Genomic DNA, 23241 nt, shown 5'->3' on the forward strand with positions numbered 1-23241 from the left:
AATGACTACTTTTTTGTATGATAGAAACTATGATTTATCAATAAGGGGACTATGAAATGATTACGATATACGATGTTGCGGCCAAGGCCGGCGTCTCCGCAATGACCGTCTCCAGAGTTATCAATAACACTGGCAAAATAAGCGATAAAACAAGAGCAAAGGTACAGCGCGTTATGGAGGAGCTAGGATATGTGCCGAATCAAACGGCTCGAAGCCTCGTACTCCAGCAGACCAAGCTGCTTTTCCTGCTCATCACCGATATTATGAACCCGTTCTATACAACACTTGCACGCGGAGCCGAGGATGCCGCCAAACGTTCCGGCTACAGACTGCTGTTTGGCAATAGCGATGAAAGCTTGGAGAAGGAAGCCGATTATGTCACAACGATTTTGACGACTCGCGTGGACGGCGTGCTCGTTGCGCCTGCCGGCGACCCGTCGCTTCCCCATCTCGAATCGCTGCGCAAGCATAACGTCCCATTCGTGCTGCTCGACCGTGAAGTGCCGGGCATTGCTTGCGACATCGTGCTAGGCGATAGCAAGGACGGCGCAAGACGTCTTGTCGAGCATCTTGCCGTGCACGGTCATAGAAGCATTGCCATGGTGAACGGCTCACCATCCATCTCAAGCGCACGCCTGCGGCTGCAAGGATTTCAAGACGGATTAAAGCTCAGCGACCTTGTGTATGACGAGCAATACGTTTTTGAGAGCAGCTTCGGTCCGATTAACGATTTGACTGAAATGGGACAGTGGCTGGATCAGCTAAACCCGCCTCCAACCGCAATTGTTGCGGGCAACAACGTGCTCGCCGTCGAAATATTGCGCCTCCTTCGCAGCCGCGGAATAAGCGTGCCTGAGCAAATGTCGATCGTTTGCTTTGATGATCTCGGACCCTACTCGGAGGTGGAGCCCTTCTTAACGGTAGCTGCACAGCAAGCGTATCAATTCGGTTATATGGGGATGCAAATGCTCGTTGAGCGCATTCAAGAAAAGGAAACAATATTGCCGTGGAAGAAAATTGTTTTGCCAGCGGATTTGATCATACGAAGATCTGTGAGAAGCCTATAGCTCGTTCGTTACTAACGCGGACGTTCATTTCCTAACTACACCTATTGTGTGCATGCAGTCTCCGCATTCGGAACTAAGCGCAGATCTGCGCTTAGTTTGGTATCACATTTGGCTGATTATGGAGACACCCTTCCTCTTAGCGCTCTGCGGAAATCTGTTGGAGATTGGCCGCTCCATTTGTGGAATTGCTTTGTGAAGAAAAGAGGATCGTTGAAGCCTACAGAGGCTGCAATCTGGGCAACGGTAAGCTCGCTCTCCAGCAGCTCCTCGGCCTTCTTCATCCGTACCTTTAATAAATACTGCATCGGCGGCATCCCTGTCGCCTCCTTGAACAGCCTCGTTAAATGAGCGCGATGATAGCCCAGCGACTGAGCAATCCCCTCGATCGACAGCTGCTGCCCGTACTGTAAGGACAGCAGACGAATGGCCTGATCGATTTGCCGATAGGAGCGTGCCACTGGCCTATGTATCTCGGTGTTCTCCAATAGCTGCAAACGTCCGAGCTCATGCAGCAAAAGTCTTAGCCAGCCTGAGGCCTCCATATTTCCGAGCGAGGGGACATTCGATTTCTCCATGCTTTTGCGGATGCTTCTAAACATTCTCTGCATGACAGACAACGAGCAATCGCGAATGACTGCAAAATCCGGCGTAATGCCGACAGAGCTAAGCGAAGACTCTACCAGCTCTCCTGAGAATCCTACCCACATATACTTCCAAGGCTTGGTCATACTAGCTTCATACTTCACTAGAATATCCGGAAAAACAACAAATGCGTCGCCAGCCCCACAGGAGTATGACTTTCCAAGCGTTTCAAATACGCCCTCTCCGTCAAGCACAATATGGATTAAATAGTAATCATGAACCGCCGGTCCGATAAAATGACCCTCCACCGGCTGCCCCTTGCCGCTGAACAATACCGACATTTCGCCCTTCAAGGGGGCTGCATTAATACTCAGGGAATGACTATGATGTGTTTCCAGGCGATACACCTCCGACAATTTAGCTCCATTCATCATACAAAATGATGCAACATTTATCCATATAATGCTTCGTTCCTTCCATATTCTTTTTTTGTTTGCATCCTTATACTATAAGAGTCAGCAAATATTTTTTGGGAGGCCGTACATTCATGCCTAAAATTACTTTTATCGGTGCAGGAAGCACCGTATTTGCCAAAAACATTCTCGGCGACGTCATGCAAACACCAGCTCTGCAAGGCTTTGAAATCGCTTTATTTGATATTGATGCCCAGCGTCTTCATGATTCCGAGCAAATGCTGCTCAATATTAAACAAACTAGCGAAAGCACCTGTCAAATTAAAGCTTATACCGACCGAAAAGAGGCTCTTCGCGGTGCCAAGTATGTGATCAATGCCATCCAAGTAGGCGGATATGATCCGTGCACTATTACTGACTTCGAAATTCCGAAAAAATACGGACTCCGTCAAACGATAGCTGATACGGTCGGCATCGGCGGTCTTTTCCGAAATCTACGTACCATTCCTGTTATGCTTGATTTTGCACGTGATATTAATGAGGTTTGTCCGGATGCGCTGTTCCTCAACTATACGAACCCGATGGCAGTTCTAACCAACGTTATGAACACCTATGGAGGCGTCCAAACCGTCGGCCTATGCCATAGTGTCCAGGTTTGTGTTCCGCATCTATTCGAGCATTTGGATCTGGACCCTACCGGCGTAAAATATAAAATTGCAGGCATCAACCATATGGCTTGGCTGCTTGAAGCTAGCAAGGACGGCGTCGATCTTTATCCTGAAATTAAACGCCGCGCAGCGGAGAAGCAGAAGGAGCAGCATCATGATATGGTGCGTTACGAGCTCATGCTCAAATTTGGCTACTATATTACCGAATCATCTGAGCATAACGCAGAATATCATCCCTACTTCATTAAACGAAACTACCCTGAGCTTATCGAGCGCTTCAATATTCCACTGGATGAATATCCGCGCCGCTGCGTGAACCAAATTGAAGGCTGGAAGTCGATGCGCGATTCACTCGTCAACGATACGAGCCTTGAGCATTGCCGCAGCCATGAATATGCGTCCTATATTCTTGAAGCTATCGAAACGAACAATCCGTTCAAAATCGGCGGAAATGTGATGAATACGGGGCTGATCACAAACCTCCCTAAGGAGGCCTGTGTTGAGGTGCCTTGTCTAATTGATGGAAATGGCGTTACACCTACCTTTGTAGGTGACCTGCCGCCGCAGCTCGCTGCCTTAAACCGTACTAACATCAATACACAGCTGCTTACGATCGAAGCTGCCATTACCGGCAAGCGCGATCATATTTATCACGCAGCAATGCTTGATCCGCATACTTCCGCTGAGCTTTCTATGGATGATATCGTCTCCCTTTGCGATGAGCTGATTGAAGCCCATGGCAGCTGGCTCCCTGCTTACAAATAACGAAAAACGAAAGCGCGGCCGTTCTATGCATCATTAGATGCTTGAATGGCCGCGTTTTATTTTGAATATCACTCACCTCAACATAGGCTAACACATATCCTAACCTCGTAAGACTATAAATCGCTTCTGAAAGAGGGCAGGATATCCGTATGACTTCCTACACAGACTACACGTCTCCAGGGACGCAATTTACTTATGATTTGAGCAACAATACTTTTTTCAAAAAAGATCCTTACAATTACATCAATTTATTATCTGTAAAGCAATTAAACACGCTCCCTAATTTGTCTTTGCTTGATATCTATCTGACCAAAGGAAATGTGATTGAACCCCATTATCATCAAAATGCCACCGAGCTCATTTATTGTATCGCTGGTTCAGCAGAAATCGCCCTACTCAATCCGTTTCTTAATAAGTATCTGAATTTCTATATCGAACCCGGACAGGTCGTGAATGTGCCTCACGGCTGGTGGCACTATGAGATTGCTCTAACTGACGATACTCACCTCCTTGCGATCTTCGATGCTCCTACACCTGATGTCATCTTCGGCTCAGATATTTTGCGATTAACCCCTGCTAATGTGTTAGCTTATACGTACTGCCTGGATGAAGCACAATTAAAAACCGCACTGGCTCCGTTAACGAATACGGTAATTTTGGGCCCGCCAGCCAATTGCAGTTACAATCCTATTCATGGTCAAATGGCCGCTAATCAAAAACCTAATCAAGCTCTTATGCAGCAGGCGACGGTTAATCAGGCACAGCCATACGGAGGACAGCATTACCCTATGTACGGACATCATCACCGCCAGCAGTATTAATTATGAGGTAACTCCACCACCATCAACTAGAGCTAGCTCTACTATATAGAACCAACACGAACAGGCAAGACAACGCTGAAACAGTCAAACTACGAGTTATTCGCAGCTTCGTTTAGCGCACGAGCCTCCGTCCTATCGCAAATGTGCTTGTCTATCCTGCACATTTGCAGTAACAGACTATCCACCGAACACAGTAGATTCACCTCCGCACGCAGGCTATCCTGCACATTTGCAGTAACTTCGCGCTTTTTGGCCTTCCTGAGCAGCCTATCCTGCACTTATGCATTAGAATTGACTGATTTCGACTTAAGATACACCTGTGAAGCCCTCTACAGTGCTAGCGTGCAACATAGATATGCGGGAGCTCGAAAAACCAGCTGCTATCCTGCTATAGTGCAGGATAGCGCAGTAGTTGGTTAGTTGAAGAGCCCCTTGGAGAACGGGTTGGAGGGTTAGATCTAGGTTAGTCATACATTTACTCCGAACACGAACGTCCGCTTCCTCCGCACGCAGGCTATCCTGCACATTAGCAGTAACTTCGCGCTTTTTGGCCTCTCTGAGCTGCCTATCCTGCACTTATGCATTAGAATTGACTGATTTCGACTTAAGACACACCTATGAAGCCCTTTATAGTGCGGACGTGCAACATAGATACGCGGGAGCTCGAAAAACCAGCTGCTATCCTGCTATAGTGCAGGATAGCATTGGAGCAGTGTTAGTTGTAACTAAGAAAATTAATATGATGATCGGGAAGCATCTATCGAGTTCACAGGTATGTAGTTCAATAGGTGATAATATTAGTAGTGTTGCAATGGTATACAAGGAAACGGCTATCGCCGTCCTTTGGCGATGCCAGCGCGTTTCATTTCGAGAAATATAGAGATAGTATGGCGAAATGAGCTACTTTCCTATATTTCAAGTAAAAAGGGTGATCAGCAGCCAGTGGCTGTCGATCACCCGTTTTCGATTCAAAGGTAGGCTCCTCTATCTTTATCCCAAAATCCATCTCGCCAGCATAGCAATATCCACGATATCTACAATACCATCGCCGTTCAGATCTGATTTCTTGTACTGCGACCAATCAGCATCCGTGCTTTTCTTGCCATAGACAGAAGCCACAATAGCCAAATCTCCGATCGTTACCTTCTGGTCGTTATTAATATCGCCTGATATTACCGAAGCCTTAAATACGCTAACGGCGTCGTTAAGCTCCGTAATTGCCGTTTTCACTTGTTCTTCAGAGGTATCTGGATTAGCCGCTGCTGTCTGAGCTTTAGAGATCGCTTGACCAAGCGCTGCTTTGGCTGCTGCTGGATATTGGCCAGGCTGTGTACCTGCTGTCGCTCCATTATAGGTGGCCTCTGCTGCTGCAATTGCAGCTTTTAATGCCGTCAAATCCACATAAGCACCGATCTGTACTGTATGAGCAGCACCAGTCACCATAAGCTCATTGCCCAGGTGATTTGCCACCTCTATATTGCCAATCGATATTTCTGCGAGAGATGAAGCTGCTGCTGCTTTCGTCAAGAAGCTAAGCTTCAGCCATTCTGTATTAGCAGCTATGCCGCTGCCTTGACCTGCTGCAATAATCCGAACCTTGCCTGGCTCTATGAGCTTCTGCTCAACAATGCCGAATCCTTCCTTCAAGGAAGACGCGCCCGATAATTCGAGCAGATTAGGGTCAAAGCTGATCGTCAAAATTTGTGCATACAGCGTTTGGAATTTTTCAGCTGTAATTTTGGATAATGCAACGTTTAAATCAAAGGCTTCCCCTGCTTTCACCTGTGCAGCACCCGTAATTACAGCCGTAGGCTCATCGGAAGCTGCAGGTATAACGGAAGCTGCAAATACTGCCGACGCTTCATTCAATGCTGTTACCGCCGCCTCAACAGCTGATTGATTAACATTCATGTCAACCAATACGCCATTAGCCGCGGCAATAGCTGCTGCAAAAGCAATCTTTGACGCTTGTGAATATTGCCCCGGCTCCGTACCCACTACTGCTTTATCATGCTCAAGCTCGGCCGCGGCAACCGTAGATTGAAGAGTCGCCTTGTCAACGGTTTCTACTGGTCCAACCGAGAAATAATCAAAATTCGCATGAATCGCAACCTTATCCGTCGAAGATAGGCCATAGAAGCCCACCTTCAAATTGCTTAGATCTACAGTCATTGGATCTGCTGCTGGCTTCCAAGCGATACCGTCCCAATAAAAGGTTGAAACCACATTGCCGACCTTCTTCATTTGCAAATAAGAAGTGTCGTAGCCTGGGTGGCTGGCCATATTGGTCGCTTTTACATACTTCGCATTTTTCTCATAGGCCGTTTCCAAGCTTTTTCCGCTCGCACCCTCCGTATCCCAAACATGGCCAAGCTTGACGTAATTATCTTCATTTTGCCAAATAAAAAGTCCGGCCTGCTGGAAATTTCTGCTTACGGGAGCTTCTACTTTGGCTGTGATGACGAAGTCGCCCGATGGCGCATCCTTCAAAAATATATTCGATAAGTTATTTTGTCCTTGGAAAGTATCGCCCGCCGACGTTTCTAGGCTCAAAAATCCTGGTTTACCCGTCAGTGACCACTTGCTGTTATCGGCCTTGAATACGGTCCATGCTTTATCCAGTACCGCAGCTGCAAACGGATCAACCGTTGAGCTTGCTGGGATCGGATCATTCACAGATATAAACCATTGCTCACGCGCATTCTGAAGTGACTTCATCGCTGTCTGTAATTCATCTGGCCTAACATTCGGTTTTTCAGCTGCATCACGAGCAGATTGCACAGCGCTGCGATATGCATCTTGGACTGCTTGCTTATACTCGCCAGCCCCATTTCCAGCCTTTGCATGCTGAAGGGACGCTTCAGCTTTGGCAATTTCAGCTAGCAAATCCGCTGCCGTAACCGTACCGATAAGCTCATGATGCGCCTTTGTAATGAGATCAAAATCCATCTTTTCAACCTTACGGTCATATGACAGCAAGCCATTAATCTCGTACTCTACATCTGTAATTTGCGTATAAATAGCTGCGCTGAGTCCTGTCTCCTTCAATTGCTTAATTGTATTAATATAAGCAATATAGGTGGATGTCAGCTGCTCCTTGCTGTTCATTAATTGATAAGAGAATACGAGCGGGCTCCATTCATGTCCGGGCACATGCAAGCCAAGACCCCCATATTCACCTAGAACCGCTGCCCTTGTGTCGCTTGGTTCCGGTGAGCCTGGACCCGGGTAACGATGCATATCCAGTAAATCTCCTGCGCCGGCATCCCACCAGCCGCTTGTGCTGTTGACCAGACGAGTCGAATCAAGTCCTTTCACATAGGCTGTAGCATCCCTCGTTTGCTGTCCGCCTTGGTCAAATTGACCCCAACCCTCGTTAAACACTGTCCATACGACAATAGAGGTAACGCTTCGAAGCTGATCTACCATTTCCTTGTATTCGGCAAACCACTGTGTCTTCGTAGGCTGTGTAATGTCTGATCCTTTTTTATCTTGTCTATCCTCAAGACTCGGCATATCCTGCCATACAAGTACGCCAAGCTTATCAGCCCAATAATACCAACGGGCAGGCTCGATCTTAATGTGCTTGCGGATTGTGTTCATTCCGACACGCTTTACCGCTTCGATATCGAACCTCAAAGCTTCATCTGTAGGCGCTGTGTAAATACCATCCGGCCAGTACCCTTGATCAAGCGGTCCCATTTGGAACACGAATTCACCATTTAATAACGGCCGAGTAATACCATCGACTTTGCCTAGTTTAATTTCTCTCATGCCAAAATAGCTTGAGACCTCATCAACGGTTTGCGCTCCAGCCTTCAAATAAACCTTTAAATCATAAAGATAGGGATCATCGGGAGACCATAGCCTCGCGTTCGGTACAGGGACATTAATCTCCGCGCCCACTGCGCCAGCAGCAGAGCCAATTATTTGTCCATTGGAAAAAACAACTGCTTCAACCGTTTGACCTTGAATGCCGCTGCCGGCAACGTTCAACTTCAGGACACCGTCATGAATATCGGTCACCATATCCAGCTTGTCGATGTGCGCTGCGGCAACAGGCTCTAGCCATACGGTCTGCCAGATGCCCGACGCTGAAGTATACCAAATGCCGCCTAGCTTTTTAACCGTTTGCTTGCCAACCGCTTGGTCTGCACCCATATCCGTCTCATCAAGCACATGAACGATAAGCTCATTGTCGCCTGGGACAAGATAATCGGTTATGTCAAAGCTAAAGGAAGTATAACCGCCCTTGTGATTGCCTACCTCTTGACCATTCACATAGACCGTTGCCAAATAATCAACTGCGCCAAAATTAATTTTGACACGCTGCCCGCTCCAATTGTCAGGAATGGTGAAGGAACGTTTATACCACATCAGATCCTCCACGCGATTAATGCCCGAGAGCTTCGCTTCTGCCGCAAAGGGAACGACAATTTTTTCTTTCAGCGTTTGGCCGAAAGGTACTGCCTCGCCCTTCCTAGCCGCTTGAAACTCCCACTCGCCATTCAGATTGCTCCAAGCCTCCCGCGCTAATTGAGGTCTTGGATATTCCGGCAGCACATTTTGGACATCCACATCCTCTGCCCATGGCGACATGATCTGATATTTCGAGCCATTCACGAGCGGCTTATCGAAGCCTGCTACGACAACGCCTACCAGCGTTTCCAGACCGCCTTGCCCGTCATAAATAACTTTGACATTTCCTGCATCCTTCGAATACAGCGCTTGCTGCAGCGTAACGACAACGATCTTGTCATTGCCTTCCTTCAAAGCGACAGAGGCGATAGGCAAGCTGCCTGACTCTATATTCAGCTTTAGATGATTGATCAGCTCTGCGGATACAGGCTTTAATGAATTTTCAAACAGCAGCTCAGCGTGGATACCATCCTCCTGTACCATTCCGCCAGGTACAAAGCCGTCAGGCAAATAAAACGCTTTTGAAGGGACGGCTTCCTTCGTTACGCTGGGGCTCGCCCAGTACATATGCATATTAGAGCCGCCATTGTCCTCAAAAAACTCAAGCTTCATGCTGTATTTCTGTCCTGCGACTAGCTTTACTGGCATCGAGGTTTGTTCTTTGTCCCAATCGGCAACCCAATGATCGATGGTTAGCTTCTCGTCAATCCAAAGCCGGAAACCATTATCTGCTGTAATATAAAAGGTATAGTCCTCCGAAAATTCAGGCTGGATAAATCCCGTCCACCGTATACCAACACGATTTTCTTGTCCTGTGAACATTTTTATCGCTGGTTCAAGATTTGAAATGTCCAAATGCGGATCAAAACCTACTCCCTTAAAGGTTTCAAACGTAAAGTTAGGCCCCCCTCCTACTGTGTAATATTCCGACTTCAGTCCATGATATTGAGGAGCTGTCTCTGCTTCTGCCGCTGCAGCGCGCGGTACAAATGAAAAAGCGGATGAGACAATACTAAAAACCATAGTAATTGCAAGCAGCATACTTATTGATTTTTTTCTTGTTAACATAAATTGAACCTCCAATAAATCATAGTAATAAAGCATCCTTTATAAGGAGGAAGTGATGTCCCTTCCTCCCAGATTCATTTACCCAATGATTAGTCTTGAAAGTATAGCTAGATCTGCAATATCCACTTTACCGTCGTGATTTAAATCTGCCTTCTGGTACTGCGCCCAATTCGGCTGATCGCTAGCTTTGCCATAGGCCGCAGCTACAATAGCAAGATCGCCGACTGATATTCTGCTATCACCGTTCACATCTCCAGATAACGATGATGCAGCCGCTATTTGTATTTTGTGATTAGCATCATTAAACGTAAGCTTAGCCCCATTGCCACTCTCAAAGGTAGTGCCCGTTAAGGTAACAATTGCTTCTCCCGCTTCCTGCAACACACTCGTTTGGAAGGTCAGCTTCAGCGAATCACCGTTAGCAGCCAAGCCTTCTCCTTGCGCAGTAACTAGAATACGAACCTTTCCAGGTTCAAGCTCTTGCCGCTCGATCACACTCTCTCCTGCTTTAAGCGAGGATACGCCGGCAAGGCTTAACTTTTCAGAATCAAAGTTAACCGTAATATCCTGAACATTAACATTTTGATAAGCGCTGTCTATTATCCCGCTCACCCCAAATGAGAGATCGATCATTTGCCCGCTCTGCGCATTTGCAGCGCCTGTTAGCTTTGCCACCGGCTCTTCCACAGGCTCTAGAACTTCAGGTTTTAATTCAGATAAGGCAATATAGTCGAGCTCATAAAAGCCCGCGCTTGCGCCTGTTCCCCTCATGAACTTAATCGAGTTAACGCCTTCTTTCAGCTCAACGTTTACGCTCGTTGCCATAAATCTGCCCCAGTTGATCGTTCCTGCGAGCTTAGCAGATAGCTCCTGATCATCATTTACGACGATTTTCGCTGTCGCTGGCTGGTAGTCATTTGTGCGCTGAGCGTACCAAAAGAACATTTTATACGCCCCAGCTTTTGGAGCATTTACTTGATCGAAGTTAACATAGCTATCTGCGTAATCGATTCCGCCTACGTAGCTTGATTCGGATGCATAGACATTATTTGTGCGTGCTTCCGTTTTAAACAGCTGAGCCTTCTCTGCTTCATATTTAGCAGGCTGTGTGTCCATATCGTCAGTTGCCTCAGGGAAATAAGTCACCCGCAGATTTTCTGCCCCGAAAGGCACAAGCGTAATATTTTCGGTAGCCTCTGCGGAGTAAACTGGTCCGACTGGCGGCTCTGCCGCTGACACACCGTTATTCGCTTTGCCCCATGACGGTATTCGCTTCCCTTTAGCTATGAGCTTAATCGGAGTCGTCTCCTGTATGAATGGATTTTCCGGCATCGGAGACGTGATCACTTCGATCGATGCGGCAGGATTTTCGCGATCAATCAATAGTCCATAATTCCACGGCGATGCGGCATGAATGTTATATTCCTTAAACCCAGGTGCATTTACTTGAGGCGCTGGATTGAATTGCTCCACCCAGTTTTCTTCGATTTTCAAAGAGAACACGAGTGGTCCGCGCTCAATTCCAATAGAATTGTTTACCCATGTTGAGGTTTTGATTTCCATTGGTACAGTGAGTACAACGGTATCTCCCTTTTCCCATGTACGATCAATCGTGAAATATTGTCCAGATTTCACCGCTTGCTGCGGCTGCCCGTTCACGGTGATGGTTGCCTTTTCCGTCCAGCTTGGAATTCGCAGCTTAAGCGGGAACTTAACACTCTCCGACGCTTCTTCGATCGTAAAGCGAATTTGATCCTCAAACGGATAATTCGTCGTTTCTTTTACCGTAATATTTGCCCCTTTAATTTTTGCTGAGACGCGGCTAGGCCCGTATGCGATGACACCAAGCCCCCCATCTCCTGTGCCCGACCACATATCCTTCACAAAATACGGCCAGCCCATATGCAAATTAAAGCGACAGCAAGGGAATCCCGAATAAGGTGATTGTACTGTGCCGTTCCCATAATTTTGCTTAAAGCCATTATCAGTAGGTGAGCTCTGTACTTGATTAGGCAGTGAGAAATATTGATGAGTCTTAATATCCTTGCTCATGGCTCCTGGAAGCGAGTTGAATGTAATTTTCTCCAGTGCGTCCCCCATAGAAGGATCACCCGTTATCATCGCCGCAACAGCATTGCTGTGTATCCTCTCTACAATGGCACAAAGCTCAACCCCTTGCGTCGAGGATAGTCCAGCCAGCATTTCTGTTCCCGAATTCATTCCAGTAATTTGGTTATGTGACTGATCCAAATGCTCTACACCTGCATGAAAAGCATCCCTGTCCGCTTCATCCTTCGATAATTGATAATAAATAGCTGGTGTCTTAATGGATTCATTCACATTGACCGTATGCTGTGAGTAAAAATCTGCAGGATTGCTCTTGGCCGCTTCGAGAAAATTGTTGTTAGTTAAAATATCAGTCACATCTGTGCCTTGAGTATTAAGCTTTTCTGCCAATTGAAGCAGGAAGGCATCTTCAGTGCGGTTATAAAGCCAAAGCACAACATTTAAATTGTCCCCGCTGCGTATTTGTCCCCAATCCCGTAAAGGTCGCTGATCCAAGTGGCTGTGCTGGTATTGAAAATAATTCGTTAAGAAGGAGATGACCCGCTCATCGTTTGTCGCCTCGTAATAATCCTTCAACACATAAATGGCTACCATTCGCGGCCACCAGTCATTATCACTGGCAGGACCGAAGAAGCCGTCATCACGCTGGCTCTCCAGCATCCAGTTGACCCACTTCTGAGACTTCGCAATCAGGTCCGGATCATTCAGTGTATAGGCTAGTGCGATTAAGCCCTTCACATAATAAATGGGGCGTTCCCAGTTCGACTCCGGTGCCGTGCCGCCTAGCCATTCCGAATTGGTGTTTAGCTCGCCGTACAAATCTTCCGCATAGCCTGTTGCTCCTTCCTTCATGAGCTCAAGCTGTTTAAGCAGCCATCCTTCCGCCTTTACAGAGCCTAAAGGGAGAGGTAGGAATGGTGTTTGAAGCAGCGGCTCCTTATTGGCAACAGGCTCCTTAAACGACTCGGATGGAACATAATAATCACTGGCAATAAAGTTGTCGAAAAGAGGCTTAGCGCCGTCATCCCATAAGCCGATGCCGCCTGAAGCAAATTGCCCGCTATCGTCGTCATAGTATTCCAGAGCCGCGTTGTGCATATCATCCAAAAATACTTTAATCCCATTACCATAGGTAACAACCTTCAACTGATAGAGCTTGCTCGTAGAGACTACATCCAATACTTTAACAACTTGGAGATCGGTCCATTCCTCGCTCAGACGGCGAAGAATCAGGCTCCCATCCCCTCTCAATCCCGCATAGTAGCCTTGAACTGATTTTCCTATTTCACTAGATTGGCTTCTAAACAAAAGCCCGGCAGCACCAGCTGTTGCCGTTAGCTGAACATCTGTCTCCACTGTAAAGTCATGAAACCGGGTATCTTTTACAAGCAGCGTTTGATTAGCTCCGTCACCAACCGTTACACCACCGGATTGCAGTTTCCAGTCCCCTTGACTCGCTTGCCAATTGGGGAGCGCTATTCCTTCGACCTCTGTATCAAACGAATCTGTGAATACAAGCTCTTGCTTGTCATCCCATACTTGAAAAAGATCATACGTCGGCTGTGATTGATAGATTCTTGCGCCAACCTGTCCCTTTCCAAACATCGAGTCCGTTTGCTCTAAAACCAGCTGGTCATTCACATAAAATTTAATCTGCGAGCCTTCAGCACTAACTTTAAATCGATAAACCGTGTTCGGATCAACGGTCAACTTTACACGCTTCAGCTCCGTCCAATTGTTGTTCATTTGCCCTAGAAAAACGCTGCCGTTATCTTTAGCGGAAATGCCTGCATAATATCCCTTAACATTATCCGCGCCTGGCTCTGCGCTGACTGTGCGAAACAGTATGCCTGCATCTCCGTTGCGATTTGTGAAACTGATATCTGCTTCAACACTTCCATTCTCGAACTCCGCTTGCTTCACTAACGCTTTCGAACCGGAGCCGCTCTCTACAGTCAGCTGTCCACTCGACGTTGACCAATTGCCGTCAATCACACTCCAATGATCATTAATAACGGATCTATTAAAATGATCTTCAAAAAATCCAGGTTCCTCTTCCGCTGAGGCATCCACGTGAACAGCAGGCAAAAACAAACTGACATACATGCTGATAATCAGCATGATGACCATTGGCGTTTTCAACTTTGCTCCGAATTTCATCTTGCTCCACTCCTTCAGACTTTGTTTTACAAGGCATAGGCAAGGCAGTGTTTAATCATCTGCTCGTCCCAAGAAGGCATCCTTCCCCTGTCACCTCCCCTCTGTTATTCGATCCAACTTGAGCTTGAATTCCAGAGGGTCTAGTAGATGAAAGGTATCAAGCACCGTTCCATCTGTATCAATAATGAATGTGGTTGGAAGTGCGTGCAGCTCGTATAAGTAAGAAGCGCGTTTATTAGCATCCAGCAGGTTTATAAAACCCCATTGATTTTGCTGTACAAATGCGCTAATATCGTCGGCTTGCTTCTCCTCCGAGGACAGGTTAATACCATAGAAGTCGATATTATTTTGATATGCCTCGTGCAGCCTCTTCATCGTTGGCGCCTCCACAGTGCAAGCCTCGCACCAGCTTGCCCAAAATTGCAGAACAATCGGTTTGCTATTCTCTCCTCCAATGGTGTACGTGTTGCCATCAAGCGCTTTTAATGTAACGATAGGAGCTTTGACACCTGCTGCGTCGCTGCGATGCAAAGCTGAGTCTTGGTCCACGCTTAAGATACGCTCCAGAGAGGCAGCATTTAGCTTCGATCCCTCTTTGCTGCTAGAATGACTAGAATAAAAGATTAAAGCTGTACCAAAGGCAGTAGCCAGCACCAGCGCTGCAACAGTCCAAATCGAGGCTTTCATCCACTCTACTCCTCCCTGCTTAATTCTCTATTATTTCAAATCAATTAAGGAGAGCAGCAGTGTTACTGCCTCAGCACGTGTCGCTATTGCGTTAGGAACGAATTGATTCGCGCCCCTCCCTTTCAGAATGCCTGCTTCGGCAGCCATTGCTACTGAAGGCTGCGCCCATGCTGGGATATCTTCAGCGTCAGCAAAAGTTGGTTTTTTAGCCGGATCAACTTCCCACTTCAGTGCTCGAGTAATCATTACAGCAATTTCACTGCGTTTAATTGGTGTGCTAGCCCGGAACGTATCATCCTCATAGCCGGTAATAATGCCCGCATTCACCGCAGCTGTTACATAACCAACTGCCCATGCCGGTATGCTCCCAGTATCCTTAAACGATAAGCTCTCACTTATCTCTGTCGGCATCGAAAGAGCTCGAGCTAGCATTGCCGCAAACTCAGCTCGAGTTACTAGTGAATTGGGACGGAATGTACCATCCGTATAGCCGTTAACGAAACCAAGCTCCACAGCTCGTTCAATTGACGTTGCAGCCCAGTGTCCCGCAACATCCTTAAAAGAAATATTCACTCCTTCAAGCTGTACCTCGAATTTCATTTTAGGCTCCAATGTGACGGACTCCATTGCACTATTTACGAGCTTCACAGCGGTAAGATTTATGACCGCTTTTCCCTTTCCTAAAGCTGAAAAGTTCAAGCTGCCTAACGTAATTTTCCCATTGTCGCCTGTTTTTGGGCCTATTTTGGTCGAGGCGTATATCACTTGGCTGTCTTCAACAATAGGTTTAATAGAATAGCCTGTAATGCTTGAGCTCGCACTCTCGAAACGGAGCTGCTTGGTATCAAATTCCACCTTTAGCTCAAACGCGTACACATCCTTTAATTTATCTCCTGTAATGTCGATCCTAATTTGCTTGTCCTGCTTATGCTGCGAAAGAATAAACACTGGCGCGTCAGCAGATGCTGCCCCTGCCAAGCTGGCGAGCACTGAGGACAGCAATAAAACTGATAAAACAGCAAGAATAAAACGCTTACAATTCGTCATTGGAATCGTCCTTTCTATTAGGTGGAATGTGAAACCTAGCTCAACTAGCTACATTGTACAAACATAAATTAAGAAAGTATTTACAATATTAAGCAAAAATTTAAGGTTTTCAGCATTTATTTGCGACCATGACGATAGAAGAAACAAAAAAAGCCGCTCTCCGATAAAACGGAAAGCGGCCCTTCATCCATATAATATTGTTCCTACGCGTATTTCGCCCAGCGGCTGTCGCCCGGCTTTGGACAAGCTCGATCCTTGTATTTAGCAGCAATTCTTACGAAGCAGCCGCATATCGAACACGTCGTGCCATATTGAAACTTTGGACAGCCGCTGCATTCTGCAAGCCGCCGTTCATACACATCATTGGGTACGCTAATGTCAGTTTGGAACATCGGCGCTGCCAATATACGATCAATCTGCTCGTCTGTTACACGGTATTCGTCACGACAGCCCTTGCACTGACTTTTGCTGCTCATCTAAAGGCTTCCTTATTCCGAAATCAGCTCAAGCACAGTAACCGACATCGGCGAGAGCTTCGCGCTAATGGTTGTACCGTTTACAGTAAAGGCTTGATAAGCGGTCGGTACCACCGCATCCGGCTGCTCAAACGTATTATGTGCATCCTTTATAGAAGCTGTAAGCTCCGTTCCTGTAACCTTAAGGCCAGCGCTTGCCAAACCGCGAAGATCGATCTCCACATCAGCACCTGACTGATTGTCCAGATTGCAAAGGCTGACATGAATGCGGCCTTCTGCATCCTTCGAAGCAGATACGGAAACCTGAGGTATCTTCTGCTCATTATGCGCATAATCCTGGCTGTCGATCGACGTTGTAAGAAGCGTCGCATCCTGATGCACCTTATACATATCGAACACATGATACGTTGGTGTCAGAACCATCTTCTCACCCTCGGTCAGAATTACAGATTGCAGCACATTGATAACTTGCGCAATGTTAGCCATTTGAACCCGATCACAATGATCGTGGAAAATATTAAGCGTTACACCTGCAACAAGCGCATCCCGAATCGTATTTTGTTGGTACAGGAAGCCAGGGTTCGTTCCCGGCTCAACATCGAACCAAGTGCCCCACTCGTCAACGATAAGCCCGATACGCTTGCTTGGATCATAACGATCCATGATCGTGGAATGACGCTCGATCAGCTCATCCATCGTAAGTGCTTTCTTAAGCGTACTGTACCATTCATCCTCATTGAAGCCTGTCGCTGCGCCTTTTTCATGCCAGGTTTCACCCGGAATTGTGTAATAATGCAAGGAAATCGAATCCATCATCCCGTGCGCCTCGCGCATAAGAACTTCCATCCAGCGATAGTCGTCGACATTCGGTCCGCACGCGATTTTATGAATTTTGTTCTCTCCATAATTGCGTACATAGGTTTGATATCTTCGATAAAGGTCAGCATAATATTCAGGACGCATATTGCCGCCGCAGCCCCAGTTCTCATTGCCTACGCCAAAATATTTCACATTCCACGGCTTTTCTCTGCCATTCTCCTGACGAAGCTCTGCCATCGGGGAAACTCCATCGAAGGTCATGTATTCCACCCACTCCGACATTTCCTGAACGGTACCACTTCCCACATTACCCGAAATATAAGGCTCGCACTCCAGCATTTCACAAAGCATCAAAAACTCATGGGTTCCAAAATGGTTGTTCTCCACTACGCCGCCCCAATGGGTATTGATCATCCGTTTACGTGCTTCGCGCGGTCCAATGCCGTCCTTCCAATGATACTCGTCGGCAAAGCAGCCGCCCGGCCAGCGAAGAACAGGAATCTTCAGTTGTTTAAGAGCTGCTACGATGTCATTGCGAATGCCGTTCGTGTTCGGAATCGGAGAATCCTCGCCTACCCAAATGCCCTCATAAATACAACGGCCTAAATGCTCGGAGAAATGCCCGTAAATATTACGGTTAATTGTGCCTGCTGCCAAATCTGCGTTAATCGTTACTCGGTTTGCCAATTGCTTCGCCTCAATTCTGTATGTTTAGAATATAATATCTTTATCAGTTCTTTGGATTAATATATTTATTCATCCAGTAATGTATATATTAATCCTAATCAAATCATAATGGGAGCGGATACATTTTGCAACCCTAAAAATCATTTTATCGGCTATTTATTTATGAACAGAACAAAATCACCCTTACGGATGATTCGAAATCGCGGTCGCGTCAGCTCACACTTCTAACGGAAACCACAGACGCTAAATCGCCTTTATTTTTCGTTTCAAGATTCTAACGGAAACACGAGCCCCTATTTGTACCATACATGCCCGATTTCGCTTCATTTCTGCGGAATAGCGTCTCCCACTTCCGTTAAAATGTGACGCTAACCCAAAATGCAACTTTAGCGTCTCTGGCTTCCGTTAGCTTTCGTTATCTGCTCACTGGCTGCTTCCGCAGCATCATTATCAACAGGTTCGGAGAATGCATAGTTTCCTATACAATGAAAAAAAGCTACCTGCCCCTCGGCATGATAGCTTCCTTCTTCATTGATATATATATAATTCAAACGCTTATTGATCCGATAATGGCAGCCAAGCTAAAAAATGCTGAATATGTGTATCCCAGTAGCCCCATTCATGACTGCCCGGGCCCTCTACGTACGTTAATGGATAATCTTCTTGTGTGCACGCATCTCGGAAAGCGATATTATCGTTGTACAAGAAATCTTCGGTACCGCAGCACTGATAAAGTGCCGGCTTCTTCACCATCGACTTCGATTTCGTAGAGAGAAGATGCAGCAAGTCATTATCCGTTCCTAAAATCTCTTTCTCGCCATAGATGAGATTAAAGTACGGCTTCATATGCGGCATTGCAGGGTCCTTCACATGATTAGCCATGTCCAGCGCACCAGACAAGCTTCCCGCAGCAGCAAAACGATCAGGATAGCTTAAAGCCCATTTGAACGCTCCATAGCCGCCCATAGACAAGCCTGCAACATAATTATCCTCTCTAGCGTCTGATAAAGGAAAGAAGGATCTAGCGACTTGAGGAAGCTCTTCGGTTAGAAAGGTCCAATATTTGTTGCCGTATTCCATATCGGTATAGAAGCTTTGATGCACATTAGGCATAACAACAGCAAGTCCAAGCTCCGCAACATAACGTTCGACAGAGGTTCGTCTAGCCCAGATCGTATCGTCATCAGAAAAGCCATGCAGCAAGTACAGCGTTTTATGCAGCTTTTTGCCACTGCGATTGTTTAGTCCAATTTGCGAGGTCGTTTGCTGCGGTAAAATGACAGTCATTGACGTACTAAGGCCTAATGCTTCTGAATAAAAATGACAGGTAATGAGCGCCAATTGATATTCCTCCCTAGGAGATCTAAATTAAAATCTATTATATCTACATAATGATCTATTCTACCTTAATTATCTATTGAAATGCAGTATCAATTTAGTACGTAGCAAAGTTAGTTAGTGAACTTTTTTTCAGTACTTCTATCATTTGGAAGATCAAGGTATAATAGTATCCGTCGAATAGATAAATCAAATAAGCGGAGGTTGACAAAAATGAAATTGATGCCACTTGAGCGTCGTGGAATATCGGACAGCCGTCTTGCTCTGGGCTGCATGGGACTTGGCGGTAGCTGGGATCTCGCAGACCCTATTACGACTAATCATATCCGTCAAGCGGAGGAAGCTGTTGAAGCTGCTTTATCCATCGGCATTACGATGTACGATCACGCGGACATTTATACAAGAGGCAAGGCTGAATCTGTATTCGGACAAGTACTGAAGCAGCAGCCCAAGCTTCGAGAGCAAATCGTTATTCAATCCAAAGTAGGCATTCAGCTCGCTGATGGCACTTTGCCAGGACGTTTCAATTTCTCGAAAGAGCATATTTTGCCATCGGTGAACGGTATTTTAGAACGGCTTGGAACGGAGTACTTAGATGTGCTGCTGCTTCACCGCCCAGATCCTCTCATGGAGCCGGACGACATTGCAGAAGCATTCACGAAGCTAAAGCTGTCAGGCAAGGTGCGTAATTTCGGTGTATCCAATATGAGTCCTGGGCAAATTCGCTTCCTTCAGCGTTCACTCCCTGATCCCATTGTCGTAAACCAGCTTGAGCTTAGTCTCCTTCGTCATGACTTTATTGATCAAGGTATCCATGTCAACCAAAAGGCTGGCTTAAAAGATAATTTCGCTGAAGGTCTAGTGGAATTTATGCAAATGGAAGATATTCAAATGCAAGCATGGGGTCCGCTTGCACAAGGCAGATTCTCTGGCAGAGTATCCGAGGCTGCTTCTGAGGCAGAATTAAAAACATCCGCCTTAGTGAAACAGATCGCAGAAGAGAATGAAACCACTACAGTGGCCATTGTGCTAGCTTGGCTGATGAAGCATCCTGCGCGTATTCAGCCTGTCATTGGAACGGTTAACGCTACGCGAATTCTTTCCTGCAAGGACGCAGCTAAACAAGCTGATATCATGACTCGGGAGCAGTGGTATTCCCTACTTGTAAGCGCTCGCGGCGTTAATATGCCGTAATATTTATTACAAGCCAATAATTATTAATAATTTTTCATTATATTCTCATAATCGCTCATAATCCCTTCTGCTGCTAGCTTCGCGTTCTAATAAGCCCAAATAGCCCTGTTTCAATTATGTTATAGTCAAATACATAAACCGAAACGCGGAGGGACAACCTGACAGCATGAGAAAATTAAACATTATGAAATCGATTGCCAAAGCAGGCTTATGCAGCGCGATCGTACTATCGGCAATCACTTTCGGCTCATTTGCGCAGAAGGCAAGTGCAGCGACACCAGAAACTATCAATCTTATCTCTGAAGGCAAACAATATCTCGGAACACCTTATAAATTCGGTGCACCCGCTGGCGTTACATACGCTTTTGATTGTTCATCCTTTACTCAGTTCTTATTCAAAGGTCTTGACGTTAAGCTCCCGCGTACTTCATCAGCACAGGCGACAGTTGGCAAGACCGTAGCGAAGGGCTCTCTGAGCATGGGCGATCTTGTTTTCTTTAAAACCAATGGAAAATCCATTAGTCATGTAGCGATTTACGCAGGAGATAACAAAATCATTCACAGCTCTACGAGTCAAGGCGTCACCGTTTCCAGCCTAGGCACCAGCTATTGGGCCAAAAGCTACGTGACTGCAAAACGTGTTTTAAGCTAATTATGATTTCAAATATGCCAAGCGTAAACGGCTGTCGCCGTCCTTTAAAGGCAAAGCTCGTTTCGCAGTGATATATAAGCCTATTTATAATTGAAAACTTATAAATTCTTATATATTTAAGAAAGAAGCTGCTCTCGCAATTGCGATGGCAGCTTCTTTGTTGTTAATATGCCAGCTAAAACATCTATATCAGGCTTCCTTTATGCCGTTGTCGATACCTCAATGGAGTAACACCGACGACCTTTTTGAACGTATGGATAAAATAAGAATCATTCGGATAGCCAACCTGAATCCCTACTTGCTCAATTGAATATGCCGTCGATTGCAGCAGCCTGCTTGCTTGCTTAATTCTTCTTGCCGTTAAATAATCCGTAATATTGCTCCCGGTCTCCTCATGAAACACGCGAGAAACATAAAACTTGGATAAATGCATATGCTCAGCCAGCTGTTCAAGGCTAACCTCCTCCGCATAATGCCCCTCAATCCATTGCATAATCTGTTCTGAGTAACGAAGAGCTCTTCCACTCGTTATTATATTCTCATGAATTTGCTTATCGCCTTGCGATCTATGGATAAGCCCCATTATCTGCAGCAGCAGCATCGCTACCTCTTCCTGCGTCTGCCCTCTCCCCTGCTGGCTCATCTCCTCGTAATGTATGAAGCAATCTTCTAATTCATCACTTACCGTCAGTAAATCAAAGGCCGGTCCAACCTCTTTACCCTGCCATACCTTCATCAGCAAGCTGTGCCGCAGTGGAAAGGACACTATACCTTCCGCCACAGCCGACGGATCGAAGAAAGAGATGGATCGTGTATAAGGCGTCTCTTCGCTTACGCTCGCAAACACTTTATGCAATTGGAAGGGCTGAAATAAAAACAGCATGCCTCGCCTCAGCTCATAGCTATGTTGATTTACGATAACACTGCCTTCACCTTCATGAATATAAAGAAGCTCCATGCATTGATGCCAGTGATAAAAGCCTGGATAAGCAGTATCCGTTCGTACCGTATGCGACCACAAAAAATTATGGCCTTCGAATTTGACAGGATCGAATAAGAAATTCATGCAGCACCCCACGATAACAAGATAACAACATTTCTATCTCTAGTATTACAACTTTATAAAGATTTGCAAAGCTTTAATTTGAAAATTCACAAAAAAAAGATGCTTGCGACTACAGCTGCAGGCATCCTTTTCATCAAATTATTAATCCAAGTACTCAGGCTGCAGACTCTCACTGCCGCGCAGAACGAACAAGGCTACCTGTCCGCATAAAACGATACTGCCTACACTTCCCGCCTACAGTGTACTTTTTGCAACAGAAACCTCACATGAACGCCAATTCCTCCGGCTACAATGTACTAATGCAATAGTATTAGCTCCTAACAAATGATTTATAGCGAATTATAGGTATACTACTGCAGAAAGTGCAGTGTAAGCGAACAGCTTATCGAGTAACTTCGAGTCCATTGCAGAACTATTCATAGCCTGTTAGCCGAAGACCGAAAATGAAAGTAAAAGTGTCTATTGCCGCCTCGCTTGTATCTCTATCCCGAAACTAACTTCCCTGAGCGTGGCTATGGCATGCAATCGAATGATACTCGTTATTTTTAACTTTTATCCAGCTATTCCCTCGCCCTTCGGCGTACAAGCTGTCCTTTCTTTTGCACGCTACACCCTCGAGCTCCGAGCGCTTAACGAGCTCAAATAAAGCTACGCCCTCGTCCTCTACAAAAAGCATTTTTTTGTAAAAAGCATTATCCTCCAAAACCAATTGCAGCAGCTTCTTACGTGCAAGCAGCGGTGTCTTCCGCAAATCCATGCCATTGTAATAAAGAATATCGAATACAAAAAAAATAACAGGATTGCTTCGCTTAGCCTCGCGGATGCGCGGATCTTTGTTCATTCTGTACCTCTCCTGCAATGTTTCAAACTCCACGGCTCCCGTTTCCGGATTTACATAAGCAACCTCGCCGTCCAAAATAACATCAGCGGGCTGTCCCAAAGGAACATTATGTAATTCAGGATATTGCCGTGTAACTTCATTAAAGTGTCTAGTATATAGCTTTACTTTGCTCGCAAATAAAGAAAGCTGCAAACGGTGACCATCAATAATCGGCTCAAAAATATAATTAGGATCATCAAAGGGCTTGTCGTGCTCGGTCAAGAGCATTGGTTTCATAAACAATTCGCTTCATCTCCTGTGTATCCATTTTAACATGGACTCATCCCAAAAATCGGCGGTAAATTCAGGTCGAATTAGCGAATAATCTCTGTGCCTATTCCACATAATAGTTCAGGAAGGAGGCT

Annotated in this window: 15 protein-coding genes; 5 read left to right on the forward strand and 10 right to left on the reverse strand. The window is 46.0% G+C overall.

Annotated features, from left to right (window positions below):
• The first annotated feature begins 56 nt into the window (after positions 1-56).
• Positions 57-1067 carry a LacI family DNA-binding transcriptional regulator gene (locus tag MHI37_RS20220; RefSeq protein WP_076337733.1) on the forward strand — a complete coding sequence of 337 codons (1011 nt, stop codon included), beginning with the start codon at positions 57-59 and terminating at the stop codon, positions 1065-1067.
• Positions 1068-1183: 116 nt separating this feature from the next.
• On the opposite strand, the gene MHI37_RS20225 is transcribed toward MHI37_RS20220, so the two are convergent.
• Positions 1184-1990, reverse strand: a complete 807-nt coding sequence (locus tag MHI37_RS20225; protein WP_256710578.1) for an AraC family transcriptional regulator — start codon at positions 1988-1990, stop codon at positions 1184-1186.
• A gap of 206 nt (positions 1991-2196) precedes the next feature.
• Here MHI37_RS20225 and MHI37_RS20230 point away from each other — a divergent pair, with 206 nt between their 5' ends.
• Positions 2197-3495, forward strand: a complete 1299-nt coding sequence (locus tag MHI37_RS20230; RefSeq protein ID WP_076337734.1) for an alpha-glucosidase/alpha-galactosidase — start codon at positions 2197-2199, stop codon at positions 3493-3495.
• 149 nt (positions 3496-3644) lie between these two features.
• Positions 3645-4316, forward strand: coding sequence for a cupin domain-containing protein (locus MHI37_RS20235; RefSeq protein WP_083676347.1), 672 nt, complete (start codon positions 3645-3647; stop codon positions 4314-4316).
• A gap of 990 nt (positions 4317-5306) precedes the next feature.
• On the opposite strand, the gene MHI37_RS20240 is transcribed toward MHI37_RS20235, so the two are convergent.
• The 7 genes from MHI37_RS20240 to MHI37_RS20270 form a co-directional block, all read right to left on the reverse strand.
• A complete protein-coding gene (locus MHI37_RS20240) occupies positions 5307-9803 on the reverse strand; it encodes a sugar-binding domain-containing protein (protein ID WP_179090246.1) in 4497 nt (1498 codons plus the stop codon).
• 78 nt (positions 9804-9881) lie between these two features.
• Positions 9882-14030, reverse strand: a complete 4149-nt coding sequence (locus tag MHI37_RS20245) for a beta-L-arabinofuranosidase domain-containing protein (RefSeq protein ID WP_076337736.1) — start codon at positions 14028-14030, stop codon at positions 9882-9884.
• Positions 14031-14120: 90 nt separating this feature from the next.
• Positions 14121-14717 (reverse strand): TlpA disulfide reductase family protein, encoded by a 597-nt coding sequence (locus MHI37_RS20250; protein ID WP_076337737.1) that lies wholly within the window; start codon positions 14715-14717, stop codon positions 14121-14123.
• A 30-nt stretch (positions 14718-14747) separates the two neighbouring features.
• A complete protein-coding gene (locus tag MHI37_RS20255) occupies positions 14748-15764 on the reverse strand; it encodes an S-layer homology domain-containing protein (RefSeq protein ID WP_076337738.1) in 1017 nt (338 codons plus the stop codon).
• A gap of 203 nt (positions 15765-15967) precedes the next feature.
• Entirely contained in the window at positions 15968-16240 is a 273-nt protein-coding gene (locus tag MHI37_RS20260) for a DUF6171 family protein (protein ID WP_076337739.1), read from the reverse strand.
• Between the two features lie 12 nt (positions 16241-16252).
• Positions 16253-17746 (reverse strand): alpha-N-arabinofuranosidase, encoded by a 1494-nt coding sequence (locus tag MHI37_RS20265; RefSeq protein WP_076337740.1) that lies wholly within the window; start codon positions 17744-17746, stop codon positions 16253-16255.
• Positions 17747-18301: 555 nt separating this feature from the next.
• Positions 18302-19087 (reverse strand): alpha/beta hydrolase family protein, encoded by a 786-nt coding sequence (locus tag MHI37_RS20270; protein ID WP_076340073.1) that lies wholly within the window; start codon positions 19085-19087, stop codon positions 18302-18304.
• A 210-nt stretch (positions 19088-19297) separates the two neighbouring features.
• Here MHI37_RS20270 and MHI37_RS20275 point away from each other — a divergent pair, with 210 nt between their 5' ends.
• Positions 19298-20278: an aldo/keto reductase gene (locus MHI37_RS20275; protein WP_076340074.1), complete on the forward strand. Its 981-nt coding sequence runs from the start codon at positions 19298-19300 to the stop codon at positions 20276-20278.
• Between the two features lie 166 nt (positions 20279-20444).
• Positions 20445-20930, forward strand: a complete 486-nt coding sequence (locus tag MHI37_RS20280; protein ID WP_076340075.1) for a C40 family peptidase — start codon at positions 20445-20447, stop codon at positions 20928-20930.
• 184 nt (positions 20931-21114) lie between these two features.
• Here MHI37_RS20280 and MHI37_RS20285 read toward each other — a convergent pair whose 3' ends face one another.
• A complete protein-coding gene (locus tag MHI37_RS20285) occupies positions 21115-21996 on the reverse strand; it encodes an AraC family transcriptional regulator (RefSeq protein WP_076340076.1) in 882 nt (293 codons plus the stop codon).
• 493 nt (positions 21997-22489) lie between these two features.
• Positions 22490-23113, reverse strand: coding sequence for an ATP-dependent DNA ligase (locus tag MHI37_RS20290; RefSeq protein WP_256710733.1), 624 nt, complete (start codon positions 23111-23113; stop codon positions 22490-22492).
• Between the last annotated feature and the right edge of the window lie 128 nt (positions 23114-23241).

The sequence above is a fragment of the Paenibacillus sp. FSL H8-0548 genome (assembly GCF_038630985.1).
Classification (GTDB): domain Bacteria; phylum Bacillota; class Bacilli; order Paenibacillales; family Paenibacillaceae; genus Pristimantibacillus.